Consider the following 13079-nt stretch of genomic DNA (forward strand, 5'->3'; position numbering starts at 1 on the left):
AAGAGAGGTGGCGCGCCATGCCGCATGACGAGAACCAGGGAAGCAGGCTGAGTCTGCTGCTGTTTTATTTTCTCGCTTTTTTATTGTTATGGGAATGGCTCAGGCCGCTGCACAATTTTACAGATACAAAACATACCGGTTTTTTCATCGTTTTTATCGGTTTGGCATTTCTGCTGTCATTCTTCCGGATGAGGTGGTACGTCACCGTGCCGTCCTGCATTCTGTTTACGTTGATCAGTATTCACATCCTGTTTTATAAAGGTTCGGTTTTTCAGCCGGAATGGCTCGTTTCTTTTTTGCGGGACGTGATGCAAAATGCCCGCCACATCGGGACCGGAAGATGGAATGATATGAATCCGTCATTCCGCACATTGCTGTTTTTTGTGCTTTTATGGCTGCTCGTGTATTTGCTGCATTACTGGGTGATCTATCAGCGGAAAATATTATTCTTTTTTATCATGACGGTGGCGTATATCACCGTGCTTGATACGTTTACTCCTTATGATGCCGCGTACGCCGTCATCCGGATCGTCTTTATCGGCTTTTTGATGATGGGGCTTTTGTATATGGAGCGCATCCGGCTTACGGAACACATAGCGTTTAAAAAAAGATTGATACTCAAATGGTTTCTGCCGCTGATGCTGTTTATCTGCGCTTCCGTCGTGTTCGGTCTGGCGGCTCCGAAATCAGACCCGAACTGGCCGGACCCCGTGCCGTTTCTTAAAAAAATAACAAACCACAAAGAAGTGCCCGCCGCCGAAAGCAAAATCGGCTACGGCAATCATGATGAAACATTGGGCGGCCCTTTTCAGCAGGATGATACGCCGGTTTTCACATGGAAGGGAAAAGAACGGGCGTACTTCCGGGTGGAAACGAAGGATACATACACGGGGAAAGGCTGGGTGGAGACCGATCAGGGCATGTCCTATAAACTGAACGGCGGCAACGTGGAAGATATATGGTTTGACCGGAGTGTGCAGACGAGACGGTATACGGCACAGGTGTCCATTGATGAGAATTATCTCTATAATCACGTCATGTATCCGATCGGCGTCTCCAATATTAAACCGAAGCACTCGATTCAGCTTGAAATGAACGGAAACACCGAGCAAATTACGCCGGTCAGTGAACAAGTGGGCAACATCCGCAATATGGGACGGTACACGGTGACTTTTCAGGCGCCCGTCTTTAAGCTGAATGATCTCAGAAAAGTGAAAGTGAAACGATACCGTGAGCAGAATCAATTCAATGACCGGTATTTACAGGTCCCCGACAGCCTTCCGAAAAGAGTGAGACAGCTTGCGGACAGACTGACGCGGGATCATCATAATATGTTCGATAAAGCGAAGGCGATCGAGGATTATCTCGGATCTTCCGCATTTTCGTATAATACACAGGATGTCGCGGTTCCGGAGCACAATCAGGATTATGTCGATCAATTTCTGTTTGAAACGAAAACAGGATATTGTGATAACTTTTCATCGGCAATGGCCGTGCTGCTCCGCTCTGCGGGAATTCCCGCCCGTTGGGTGAAGGGCTATACATCCGGCGAATATAAAGGGGCAGGCGACCATAACGGCCACATTTATGAAGTCACAAACAACAACGCCCATTCGTGGGTAGAAGTGTATTTTCCCGATCAGGGCTGGGTGACGTTTGAGCCGACGAAAGGCTTCACCAATCCGACGGAGTTTACGTCAGAGCAAAATCATACCGCGGCAAAAGACAGCGGAGGCTCAGCGGGAAATTCGGATGAACCGTCTGACAAGCAGCGTCAGGAAACAAAGCCGGAAAAAGAGGAAACACCGAAAAAGCGGGATCACAGCGCGGCACCGCAGCCTGTGATCCGCAACAAAACCGCGGCACAGCTATGGTCGTATGCAGCCATCGTCATCGTGATTTCAGCCGCGGCGGCACTCGCCTGGCTGCTCCGGACGCGCTGGATTCCGCACGTTACAGCAGCCAGATTGAAGCGGCGTACGGATGAAGACGTCTTTTTCGACGCATATGCCGCGCTGCTCCGCCAGCTGAAACGAAAAGGATTCAGCAGGGGAGACGGAGAAACACTGCGCGATTTTGCTGCGAGGATTGACGAGGCGCACCATACAAACGACATGTCCGAGCTGACGCTGCTCTATGAGCGGGCCTTATACCGCAGGGATAATGCCGCAAAGCTTTGGAATGAATCGGGACAGTTGTGGGAAAATATAATTAAAACAAGATAGTCTTGACCGCATATCGTCCTGTTGTTAGAATAAATGAATGTTAAATGGGAGCCCGGGAGCGTTAAAAAGCCGGGCTTCCGTACAAGTCTTGCGCGACAGAGGGCTGAACGTTTGTCCTCCGTTTTTTCTGTGTCAAAAACTTAGAGGAGATTAGGTGACAACCATGACGAAGTTAGTGAATGAAATGATTCTTGTTCTTGATTTCGGCAGTCAGTATAACCAGCTGATTACCCGCCGGATCCGTGAATTTGGCGTATATAGCGAGCTGCACCCCCATACGTTGACAGCTGAGGAAATCAAAGAAATGAATCCAAAAGGAATTATCCTTTCAGGCGGACCGAACAGTGTATATGATGAAGGATCTTTCCGCTGTGACGAAAAAATCTTTGAACTCGATATTCCTGTATTAGGCATCTGCTACGGCATGCAGCTGATGACTCATTATCTCGGAGGAAAAGTCGAGGCGGCAAGCCAGCGCGAATACGGAAAAGCGAACATTCAGATTCAAGGAACTCCTGACTTGTTCAAAGATCTTCCGGAAGAACAGGTTGTGTGGATGAGCCACGGCGATTTGGTTGTAGAAGTTCCTGAAGGCTTCACTGTTGACGCAACAAGCCATCACTGCCCGAATTCAGCGATGAGCAAAGCGGACAAGAATTGGTACGGCGTTCAGTTCCACCCGGAAGTGCGCCACTCTGAATACGGCAATGATCTTCTGAAAAACTTTGTATTCGGCGTTTGCGATTGTGAAGGCAAATGGTCAATGGAAAACTTTATCGAAATCGAAATGCAAAAAATCCGCGAAACAGTCGGAGACAAGCAGGTTCTATGCGCGCTAAGCGGCGGTGTTGATTCCTCTGTTGTGGCTGCTTTGATTCATAAAGCGATCGGCGACCAGCTGACTTGTATTTTCGTAGATCACGGCCTTCTCCGTAAAGGCGAAGCGGAAGGCGTCATGAAAACGTTCAGCGAAGGCTTTAATATGAATGTCATTAAAGTTGATGCGAAAGACAGATTCTTAAACAAGCTGAAAGGTGTTTCTGATCCAGAGCAAAAACGCAAAATCATCGGCAACGAATTCATTTACGTGTTTGATGATGAAGCGGACAAGCTGAAAGGCATCGATTATCTTGCGCAAGGAACGCTTTACACGGATATTATCGAGAGCGGTACTGCAACGGCGCAAACGATCAAATCGCATCACAATGTCGGCGGACTTCCTGAAGATATGCAGTTTGAACTGATCGAGCCGCTGAACACCCTTTTCAAAGACGAAGTGCGCGCGCTCGGCACAGAGCTCGGCCTTCCGGATGATATCGTATGGCGTCAGCCGTTCCCGGGCCCTGGACTTGGCATCCGCGTACTCGGCGAAGTAACGGAAGAAAAACTTGAGATCGTTCGTGAATCAGACGCGATTCTTCGTGAAGAAGTGGCGAACCACGGCCTAGAGCGCGACATCTGGCAGTACTTCACGGTTCTTCCTGATATCCGCAGCGTAGGCGTCATGGGAGATGCGAGAACGTATGATTACACAATCGGTATCCGTGCCGTAACATCAATTGACGGCATGACATCTGACTGGGCGCGTATCCCTTGGGATGTGCTTGAAGTGATTTCGACACGGATCGTCAATGAAGTGAAACACATCAACCGCGTCGTGTATGACATTACGAGCAAGCCGCCTGCAACGATTGAGTGGGAATAAATGAAGATAAAAAAACGTCTCTTTTAAAAAAGAGGCGTTTTTTTTTCATCTTTTTGAAACCGTTTTGCCCTGATTCATATCTAACAGCATAGGAGGTGGATAAGGTGAAGGAAGAACGATTGATCAAAAAGGCGAAAAAAGGTGATGCCGCAGCCTTTGAAAAACTGATCACAGCTCATCAGGAGACTTTATATAAAACAGCTTATCTCTATTTGCATCATAAGGAAGATACACTGGACGCTGTTCAGGAAACGGCTTACAAGGCTTTTCTTCATATCGCGCAGCTGAAGGAGCCGAAATATTTTAAAACGTGGCTGATCCGGATTTTGCTTCATACGATTTTTGCGATGAGGAAAAAGCACGGAGACGTCATCCCGTTTGAGCAGCAACACGATACACGCGCGGAGAATAAGAACATTGAAGAATACATAGATCTTCGGAATGCCCTGGAAACCCTTGACGAACATATACAGCTGACCATTCAGCTTTATTATTTTCAAGATTTCTCGATTGCTATGATCGCTGAACAGACCGGTATGGCGGAAGGCACTGTAAAAACGCATCTGCACAGGGCGAGAAAAGCATTGAAGCAGGAGCTGGAAAAGGAGGATAAACATATATGGAAAAGCATCAAATGAAGCAATTGTATCAGGACATTGACGTGCCGAAAGCTGAATTGAAAAACGTGATACACAGCGCCGCTGTCCGTGCCGGAAAAGAAGGGGCCGTCAGACGGAGATGGGGACGAAAAGTGATAAACGGACTCGCGGTTGCTGCTGCTTTGTTTATTCTGTATCTGTCCTCAGGTTTATTCATGCCCTCCGTTAATACGGCTATGGGAAACATCCCTGTTGCCGGGCAGATTTACAGGGTATTTCAGGATAAGGCAGGTTCTGCGCTGTTTAAAAGCAATTTGGTGACAAAACTGAATGAGAAAGCGGAATCACGCGGAATCACGGTGACAGTGAAAAGTGTGTATTACGACAGCGGACAGCTCGTTTACAATTTTACCGTTGACAATTTGAAATCTAATGAGGAGGATATTCCTTTTGAAGTAGATTATAAAGACAGCCGGAATATATTATCTTTGGATTATGACAGTCAGGGCATGAAAAAAGTGAAAGACGGGCAGTACGGGGGGCAGCTTCGCTTTTTTGCGGACGGCCCAAAGATGAAAGACGGTGATAAGCTTCCGCTTGTCATTACACAAATCAAGGATATTCCCGGAAACTGGCGCTTTACACTCCCGATTAAAAAACAAAAGTCCGTTTCTCTTGAAGGAACGAAAGCTGTGAATGTAAACGGGTTATACCGCTTTTTCGATATCCGGGCGGAAAACGGAACGACGGGATCGGCTCTCCTGTATTCAGTCGACTTTCAAGATGCAGCTAAAAATGATGCCATCTCGATTTACGAGGCATCAGATGATGCCGGAAACCATTATGAAATGACGATGTCGAATATTGAACTTGGCAGCAGAAAGAACCTTCCCGGCGGCGGGAAAAGAATACGCGGCCAAACTCAATTCAGCAAACCGATAGACCCGAAAGCGAAAACACTTTTCATAACGGGCGATGTAAAATCAGAATCAGAGCCTGGAGAAATCGTCCCTCTGAAAACAAAACTGCCCGTCAGTTATAAAACGAAACATCATCATGTCGGCATCACCATCAAAAAGATCAAACAGCAAGGCAGACGGGTAATTGTCGATTATCAATTCAGCGGAATTGATGTAAGCAAAACGGATAAAGATCAGCTGATGAATGTCGGTGAATCAATCGGTCTCGGCAATACGAAAAAAATGAAAACCTGGCCATCGCTTAATGAGTATAAAAAAGGCTATTATCTGAAAGGAAATAAGGCGAAAGTCACGAATCTTAAAACGGGTGAAATGGAATCCGTTTTTGAATTAGATGATTCATCCGATAAAGACTATTCGTTGCGCGATTTTTCATTCGATTCATACGCTTTGTACGTCAATCAAACGGTTATGAACTTGCTGGCGGATGATAAGGGGATCACATTCGCGGTGCCGGTTCGGCCTGCTGACGGAAAATGATGTCGGGAAGGCGGCTTTTGCCGTCTTCCATTTTTGGTCAATTAACGAATAAACCAAATTTTTTTAACGGGATTGTTCGTTTTTTTATTGAGTTTTCAAAATTGAATTGATACAATAGACTCAGAAATCAAATATGCAGATATCGTATAATGGCGGGGATATGGCCCGCAAGTTTCTACCAAGCTACCGTAAATGGCTTGACTACGGATCAATCTCAATCGTTTGATATAAATAATCCATTCTTATTTATTCAGACTGAACGTATGTAGTCAAGCGTCCCAAATGTATTTGGGGCGTTTTTTATTTGGCGGATAACGGGCAGAATAAATGGGAGAGAATGAAGGAGGCAATTGGCTTGAAGCAATTTTTTCAGTTTGATGAGCTGGGGACAAGCTATCGTAATGAAATCATCGGCGGTTTAACGACCTTTTTGTCAATGGCGTACATTCTGTTCGTCAATCCGCTGACATTGTCTTTAAACGGTGTGAAAGGATTTCCCGAAGCATTAAAAATTGATCAGGGCGCGGTGTTCACCGCTACAGCCTTGGCGTCTGCGGCCGGCTGTATTTTAATGGGGCTCATTGCAAAGTATCCGATCGCGATTGCGCCGGGTATGGGATTAAATGCGTTTTTTGCTTTCTCTGTCGTACTCGGCATGGGGATTTCATGGCAGGCTGCGCTTTCCGGCGTCTTGATTTCCGGAATTATCTTCGTGGCGCTTTCGCTGACGGGACTGCGGGAAAAAATCATTAATGCGATTCCGCCTGAGCTGAAATTGGCGGTCGGCGCGGGTATCGGTTTGTTTATCACATTTGTCGGTTTGCAGGGTTCGGGCATTATTGAAGCGAACTCATCGACTTTGGTGTCTATCGGCAATATTCACAGCGGCCCTGTGCTGCTGACGGTTTTCGGTGTTATTGTGACGGTCATTCTGATGGTGCTTCGCGTAAACGGCGGCGTATTTATCGGAATGCTTCTGACGGCGGTTGCCGGCATGGTCTGCGGACTGATTCCGGTTCCGACGCACATTGTCGGCAGCGTGCCGAGTCTTGCGCCGACTTTCGGACAGGCGTGGATGCATCTTCCGGATATCTTCTCCGTCCAAATGCTGATTGTCATTTTAACGTTCCTGTTCGTCGGGTTTTTCGATACGGCCGGAACGCTGGTGGCTGTAGCGACACAGGCCGGGCTGATGAAGGAAAACAAACTTCCGCGTGCGGGAAGAGCGCTTCTGGCGGATTCAACATCAATCGTTATCGGAGCCGTACTCGGTACGTCCACAACGACTTCTTATGTTGAATCCAGCTCAGGCGTTGCGGCGGGGGCGCGCTCCGGCTTCGCGGCTGTTGTGACGGGCATTCTCTTTTTGCTGGCGATGTTTTTCTCGCCGCTTCTGTCAGTTGTCACCACGAATGTGACGGCTCCGGCTTTAATTATTGTCGGCGCGCTGATGGTGGCGCCGCTCGGGAAGATCGCCTGGGATAAATTCGAGGTGGCTGTGCCGGCATTCTTAACGATGATTATGATGCCGCTGACGTACAGCATTGCGACGGGGATTGCGATCGGTTTTATATTCTACCCGATTACAATGATCTGCAAAGGAAAAGGAAAAAGCGTTCACCCGATTATGTACGGGCTGTTCGTCATCTTTATCCTGTATTTCATCTTCTTGAAATAACGGAAAAACCGGCTGAGTTAAGCCGGTTTTTTGTTTTTGTCCTATTCCGTAAAACCAATACATACTATAAAACGTCATGTGGGTGTCCGGGTGAAGAAAACCGCTTGACTGTTTAAGGACGCTTCGGTACCTTATATAAGTGTTTTATTTTCTTGTTTAACAAATTCCGCCGTATTTTTTTGATAGGAGTTGCTGACATGACGGAAGAAAGAAAAGAAACGTTGGAAGAAGAAAAACAGCATCAGGGGACTGATGAAGAACCGCTGTCGAGAATGTCCAGAAATGCGGGACGTTATCAAAAGCAAAAGAAAAAAGATAAGGAACGGCGCCCGGCTCCGGCTTTTACGGAAAAACTCGCTTCTGCATGGGCCGCGGTCAAACGCTATTGCCGTTTCGCGCTGCGCATTTTGACATCACCGGTGAAGGTCGTTGGGGAAGACGGCTTTTCCCGCTTTAAATATGCTCTTATTTCAATGCTTGTATTCAGTATCTTTTTCTCAATCGGAAATTGGTTTCAGCTGAGGGCAAGCCAGCAAAGGCCTCTCGGATACGGGGAGCGGCATCATACGTTTTTTGACGGCTTTACCGTCGTTCTCGTGTATACGCTCGTCTTTTTTGCCGCTGCGGCCGGCGCGGTCTGGCTTGTATCACGCTATATGATGAAACAGAAAATCACGATGCGGGATGCGGCCGCGGGGGTCGGATCGCTTTTGGTTCCGGCTGTCGCCAGCTCTATCGTGTGGATGATTTTCGCGATATTGAATCTGCCGGTCATCACCGTGGTGTTTACGGCGCTGACCTTGTTTCTGGCCGCCTCGGCGATGGTGCAGTTTGTGCAGATTCTTTACAAATCGGCTGAAAAGCCTGCGGCTGACGTGATGTACTGTATTTCCGCGGCGGTCATCATCATGCTCATTTTTACGGCTGTGACATGGCCGCTCATTTCAGAGTACTTTACTGCTTCGCTGATCCCTTTATAAGTCGAAATTTGTCTTTCACAATGTTTACAAATTTTTCTAATAAAGCGTGTTGTTTTGAAGACCCGGCCGAGATATGATGAGAGCAACAGCAATTCGAAAGCGGCACTACTCTTTATGATTCGGAAAGGGATGATGAAGATGGCCCCGTTGTTGCGAGAAGCCATTAATCGGAAAAAACAGCATCTGAGGACAAAGCTGATCCGCTCAGGGTTTTACCAAAACCATGTTCAGGAACTGTCCGGATACACGCTGAGTGAGCTTGAGAAGGAATATGAAGCCGTCAAACGATTGAAAAAAGCCGAGCTTCACTGATAAGAGCTTGAAAGTCTGCCTTGCGGGGCGGGCTTTTTTTTCTTTTGAAAATGATCAAAAGAGGGTAAACTATCCTTAATTGAAAGATTGGCTTTTCAAATTATCAGAGGAGGGGGAATCAATGATGCAGACGATTTTATCCAACAGTATAGGTATGGTTCTCATTATTCTCATCATTAACATTATATATGTCTCTTTCTTTACGATCAGGATGATTCTGACATTAAAGGGACAGCGCTATTTCGCCGCGGGCATCAGTACGATTGAAATCCTTGTGTATGTGACCGGCCTGAGTCTCGTGCTCGGCAATCTGAATCAAATTCAAAACGTCATTGCCTATGCACTCGGCTACGGCCTCGGCGTCATAGTGGGAATGAAAATTGAAGAAAAACTGGCGCTCGGCTATATTACAGTCAACGTCATTACGAAGGAGCTCGATCTGGACCTGCCGAAACAGCTCCGGGAAAAAGGATACGGGGTTACAAGCTGGGTTGCGGGCGGACTTGAAGGAGACCGGACCGCCATGCAGATACTGACACCGCGCAAATATGAGCTTCAGCTTTATGATACGATTAAAACGCTTGATGAAAAAGCGTTTATGATCGCCTTTGAGCCGAAAACGATCCATGGCGGATTCTGGGTGAAAGCAGTGAAGAAGAGGAGAATTAAGGAATGACAAAGCCAAAAAAGAAACGGTTTGAAGTAACGGAACATGAAACGATTGACACCATTCTCACTTTAATGAAGGAAGAGGGCTATATGCCCGTCCGGCGGATGGAAGAGCCGATCTTTACAGAAAAGAAAGAAAATGGATCAATTCAAGTCGTTCCTTGCGGGAAAAAAATCGTATTTGAAGGGAAATTGATCTAAACACGAACATTAAAAGAAAGAATTTTTATATCGTTCGATAATGTCGTTGACATTATCCAAGTCCGTTGTTAAGATAAACATGAAATCAAAACACGACCTCATATAATCTTGGGAATATGGCCCATAAGTTTCTACCCGGCTGCCGTAAACGGCCGGACTATGCAGGAAAGTGATAAACAGCTGACATGGATATCGCAGAAGCGAACGACTGACGATACGCGCGCCATGCCCGGTTTGTATTGCTTCCTCATAGTTGCAATATAAGCCGGGCTTTTTTTTCTGAAAAACAAAGCATGAGAAGGTGGGAACAGAATGCAGCCGCTAGCAGGAATCATCATGGGAAGCACCTCCGATTGGGAGACAATGAAACATGCATGCGACATACTTGACGAACTTCACATTCCTTATGAAAAACAGGTGGTATCCGCGCACCGGACGCCTGATTTGATGTTTGAATATGCAGAAAGCGCCAGAGACAGGGGTTTAAAAGTCATTATTGCCGGAGCCGGAGGAGCGGCGCATCTGCCGGGAATGACGGCGGCCAAAACGACGCTGCCGGTGATCGGCGTACCGGTTCAGACAAAATCGCTTAACGGGCTTGATTCTCTTCTGTCTATCGTACAGATGCCCGGCGGCGTGCCGGTCGCGACGACGGCGATCGGGAAAGCGGGCGCAGTGAACGCGGGTCTGTTAGCCGCGCAAATTTTGTCGGCATTTGACGATGACATTGCGGATAAACTAGAGGCGAGAAGAAATGCGACAAAACAAACGGTGCTGGAAAGCAGTGATCAGCTTGTCTGATAAAAAAACGATTTACCCCGGCGCCGTCATCGGCATTATCGGAGGCGGACAGCTCGGAAAAATGATGGCTGTCGCCGCAAAACAGATGGGCTATAAAGTCGCTGTCGTCGATCCCGTGAAAGACTCGCCATGCGGACAGATCGCCGATATTGAGATTACCGCCCAGTACAATGACCGTGAAGCGATTCATAAATTGGCCGGAGTCAGTGACATCATTACCTACGAATTTGAAAATATCGATTACGAGGCGCTTAACTGGCTCAAAGAACATGCATATCTTCCCCAGGGAAGTGAGCTGCTGCTCATCACCCAAAACAGGGAAACGGAAAAAAAGGCGATCCAGTCAGCAGGCTGTCAAGTCGCGCCGTATCGTATCGTAAACAGCGGACGGGAGCTTGAGGAAGCCGTTCAGGCACTGGGGCTCCCGGCGGTGCTGAAAACATGCCGCGGCGGATATGACGGCAAAGGCCAATTTGTCATTAAGGAAGAAGGACAGACAGATGAAGCGGCTGCGCTGTTAGAAAACGGCACGTGCATACTTGAAAGCTGGGTATCGTTCCGGATGGAGCTTTCCGTTATCGTGACGAGATCGGTGCACGGTGAGATTTCAACCTTTCCGGCTGCTGAAAATATCCACAAAAATAATATTCTGTTCCAAAGCATCGTACCCGCGAGAGCGGAGGAAACGGTTCAAAAGCGGGCAGAGGCGCTTGCCGTTCAGCTCGCGGAGAAATTGGAACTTGTCGGGCCCCTTGCGGTGGAAATGTTCGTCACGGAAGACGGAGACCTTTTGATTAATGAACTGGCTCCGCGTCCTCACAATTCAGGGCATTATACGCTCGACCTTTGTGAAACGAGCCAATTCGAACAGCATATCAGAGCGGTCTGCGGACTTCCTCTCGGCAGAACCGATCTTCTCAAACCGGGAATGATGGTGAATCTGCTCGGTGATGAAGTGAAGCTTGCGGAGGAGCATACGGAGCTTTTAAAGGAAGCCAAACTGTACCTGTACGGAAAACATGAGATTAAAAAAGGCCGCAAAATGGGGCATATGACATTTTTGCGGAAGCCTGATGAAACATGGATTCAGGACATCACGAACATATGGATGAAAAGAGACGGAGGACGAGCATAATGATCGAACGTTATTCAAGACCTGAAATGTCCGCGATCTGGACGGACGAAAACAGATACCAGGCATGGCTGGAAGTCGAGATTTTAGCCTGTGAAGCCTGGGCTGAGCTTGGCGTCATTCCGAAAGAAGACGTCAAAGTCATGCGCGAAAACGCGTCTTTCGACATCAACCGCATTTTGGAAATCGAGCAGGATACGCGCCATGACGTCGTTGCATTCACCCGCGCGGTTTCAGAATCATTAGGCGAAGAAAGAAAATGGGTTCACTACGGCCTGACGTCAACAGATGTCGTGGATACCGCTCTTTCCTATCTATTAAAACAGGCGAATGAGATCTTGCTCAAGGACATTGAGAGATTTGTTGACATTATAAAAGAAAAAGCGAAAGAACATAAATACACGGTCATGATGGGCCGCACGCACGGCGTACACGCGGAACCGACGACATTCGGCCTGAAACTCGCGCTTTGGCACGAAGAAATGAAACGCAACCTTGAACGTTTCAAGCAGGCAAAAGAAGGGATCGAAGTCGGGAAGCTTTCCGGCGCGGTCGGCACATATGCAAATATTGATCCGTTCGTAGAACAGTATGTCTGTGAAAAACTCGGCCTGAAAGCGGCGCCGATTTCCACTCAGACATTACAGCGCGACCGACATGCGGATTACATGGCGGCACTGGCTTTGATCGCGACGAGCATTGAAAAATTCGCAGTGGAAATCCGCGGTCTGCAAAAGAGTGAAACACGTGAAGTGGAAGAGTTTTTTGCAAAAGGACAAAAAGGCTCATCGGCTATGCCTCATAAACGCAATCCGATCGGGTCGGAAAATATGACGGGCATGGCGCGCGTGATCCGCGGGTACATGCTGACGGCATACGAAAATGTACCGTTATGGCATGAGCGTGATATTTCTCATTCATCAGCTGAGCGCATCATTCTTCCTGACGCGACAATCGCGCTGAATTACATGCTGAACCGATTCAGCAATATCGTCAAAAACTTAACGGTATTCCCGGAAAATATGAAACGCAACATGGACCGCACACTCGGTTTGATCTATTCTCAGCGCGTGCTGCTTGCTTTAATCGACACGGGTCTGCCTCGTGAAGAAGCATATGACACGGTTCAGCCGAAAGCGATGGAAGCATGGGAAAAACAAGTGCCGTTCCGCCAGCTTGTCGAAGCGGAGGAAAAAATCACGTCCCGTCTCACACCGGAACAGATTGCCGATTGCTTTGACTACAATTATCATTTGAAAAACGTCGACTTGATCTTTGAGCGTTTAGGTTTATAGAAGAAGCCAGCCGGAGGCGGCT

12 protein-coding genes and 2 riboswitches are annotated in these 13079 nt (G+C 47.6%); all 12 genes read left to right on the forward strand.

Annotation, left to right across the window (positions count from 1 at the left end):
• The first annotated feature begins 17 nt into the window (after positions 1-17).
• The 12 genes from V7728_RS18855 (at position 18) to purB (ending at position 13057) form a co-directional block, all read left to right on the forward strand.
• Positions 18-2225, forward strand: coding sequence for a DUF4129 domain-containing transglutaminase family protein (locus V7728_RS18855; RefSeq protein ID WP_099566464.1), 2208 nt, complete (start codon positions 18-20; stop codon positions 2223-2225).
• A gap of 163 nt (positions 2226-2388) precedes the next feature.
• Entirely contained in the window at positions 2389-3930 is a 1542-nt protein-coding gene (gene guaA / locus V7728_RS18860; protein ID WP_007408887.1) for a glutamine-hydrolyzing GMP synthase, read from the forward strand.
• A gap of 104 nt (positions 3931-4034) precedes the next feature.
• Positions 4035-4568: a sigma-70 family RNA polymerase sigma factor gene (locus tag V7728_RS18865; protein WP_099566465.1), complete on the forward strand. Its 534-nt coding sequence runs from the start codon at positions 4035-4037 to the stop codon at positions 4566-4568.
• Positions 4550-5989 carry a DUF4179 domain-containing protein gene (locus V7728_RS18870; protein WP_099566466.1) on the forward strand — a complete coding sequence of 480 codons (1440 nt, stop codon included), beginning with the start codon at positions 4550-4552 and terminating at the stop codon, positions 5987-5989. Before V7728_RS18865 ends, V7728_RS18870 begins: the two co-directional genes overlap by 19 nt.
• Before the next feature lie 122 nt (positions 5990-6111).
• Positions 6112-6213: riboswitch (purine riboswitch) on the forward strand.
• Positions 6214-6344: 131 nt separating this feature from the next.
• Entirely contained in the window at positions 6345-7667 is a 1323-nt protein-coding gene (locus V7728_RS18875) for an NCS2 family permease (protein ID WP_007408891.1), read from the forward strand.
• A 197-nt stretch (positions 7668-7864) separates the two neighbouring features.
• Positions 7865-8647: a hypothetical protein gene (locus V7728_RS18880; protein WP_099566467.1), complete on the forward strand. Its 783-nt coding sequence runs from the start codon at positions 7865-7867 to the stop codon at positions 8645-8647.
• A gap of 138 nt (positions 8648-8785) precedes the next feature.
• Positions 8786-8959, forward strand: coding sequence for a Fur-regulated basic protein FbpA (locus V7728_RS18885; protein WP_012116994.1), 174 nt, complete (start codon positions 8786-8788; stop codon positions 8957-8959).
• Positions 8960-9080: 121 nt separating this feature from the next.
• Complete coding sequence (locus tag V7728_RS18890) at positions 9081-9635, forward strand: DUF2179 domain-containing protein (RefSeq protein WP_007609840.1); 555 nt, start codon at positions 9081-9083, stop codon at positions 9633-9635.
• Complete coding sequence (locus V7728_RS18895; RefSeq protein ID WP_003155772.1) at positions 9632-9829, forward strand: NETI motif-containing protein; 198 nt, start codon at positions 9632-9634, stop codon at positions 9827-9829. Before V7728_RS18890 ends, V7728_RS18895 begins: the two co-directional genes overlap by 4 nt.
• A gap of 78 nt (positions 9830-9907) precedes the next feature.
• A riboswitch (purine riboswitch) is annotated at positions 9908-10009 on the forward strand.
• 132 nt (positions 10010-10141) lie between these two features.
• On the forward strand, positions 10142-10630 hold the full coding sequence (purE, locus tag V7728_RS18900; RefSeq protein WP_007609846.1) for a 5-(carboxyamino)imidazole ribonucleotide mutase: 489 nt from the start codon (positions 10142-10144) through the stop codon (positions 10628-10630).
• Positions 10584-11765, forward strand: coding sequence for a 5-(carboxyamino)imidazole ribonucleotide synthase (gene purK, locus V7728_RS18905; protein WP_059366750.1), 1182 nt, complete (start codon positions 10584-10586; stop codon positions 11763-11765). The genes purE and purK overlap by 47 nt, the downstream gene beginning before the upstream one ends.
• The gene (purB, locus tag V7728_RS18910; protein WP_007408896.1) at positions 11765-13057 is read left to right on the forward strand and encodes an adenylosuccinate lyase; all 1293 of its coding nucleotides are present in this window, start codon (positions 11765-11767) and stop codon (positions 13055-13057) included. The genes purK and purB overlap by 1 nt, the downstream gene beginning before the upstream one ends.
• Positions 13058-13079 lie beyond the last annotated feature (22 nt).

It is taken from the genome of Bacillus sp. JHAA (genome assembly GCF_036961585.1).
GTDB lineage: Bacteria > Bacillota > Bacilli > Bacillales > Bacillaceae > Bacillus > Bacillus velezensis.

Coding starts and splice junctions, on each gene's coding strand:
- V7728_RS18855 (WP_099566464.1), top strand. CDS start 18: ATGCCGCATGACGAGAACCAGGGAAGCAGGCTGAGTCTGCTGCTGTTT.
- guaA (WP_007408887.1), top strand. CDS start 2,389: ATGACGAAGTTAGTGAATGAAATGATTCTTGTTCTTGATTTCGGCAGT.
- V7728_RS18870 (WP_099566466.1), top strand. CDS start 4,550: ATGGAAAAGCATCAAATGAAGCAATTGTATCAGGACATTGACGTGCCG.
- V7728_RS18880 (WP_099566467.1), top strand. CDS start 7,865: ATGACGGAAGAAAGAAAAGAAACGTTGGAAGAAGAAAAACAGCATCAG.
- V7728_RS18885 (WP_012116994.1), top strand. CDS start 8,786: ATGGCCCCGTTGTTGCGAGAAGCCATTAATCGGAAAAAACAGCATCTG.
- V7728_RS18890 (WP_007609840.1), top strand. CDS start 9,081: ATGATGCAGACGATTTTATCCAACAGTATAGGTATGGTTCTCATTATT.
- V7728_RS18895 (WP_003155772.1), top strand. CDS start 9,632: ATGACAAAGCCAAAAAAGAAACGGTTTGAAGTAACGGAACATGAAACG.
- purE (WP_007609846.1), top strand. CDS start 10,142: ATGCAGCCGCTAGCAGGAATCATCATGGGAAGCACCTCCGATTGGGAG.
- purK (WP_059366750.1), top strand. CDS start 10,584: ATGCGACAAAACAAACGGTGCTGGAAAGCAGTGATCAGCTTGTCTGAT.
- purB (WP_007408896.1), top strand. CDS start 11,765: ATGATCGAACGTTATTCAAGACCTGAAATGTCCGCGATCTGGACGGAC.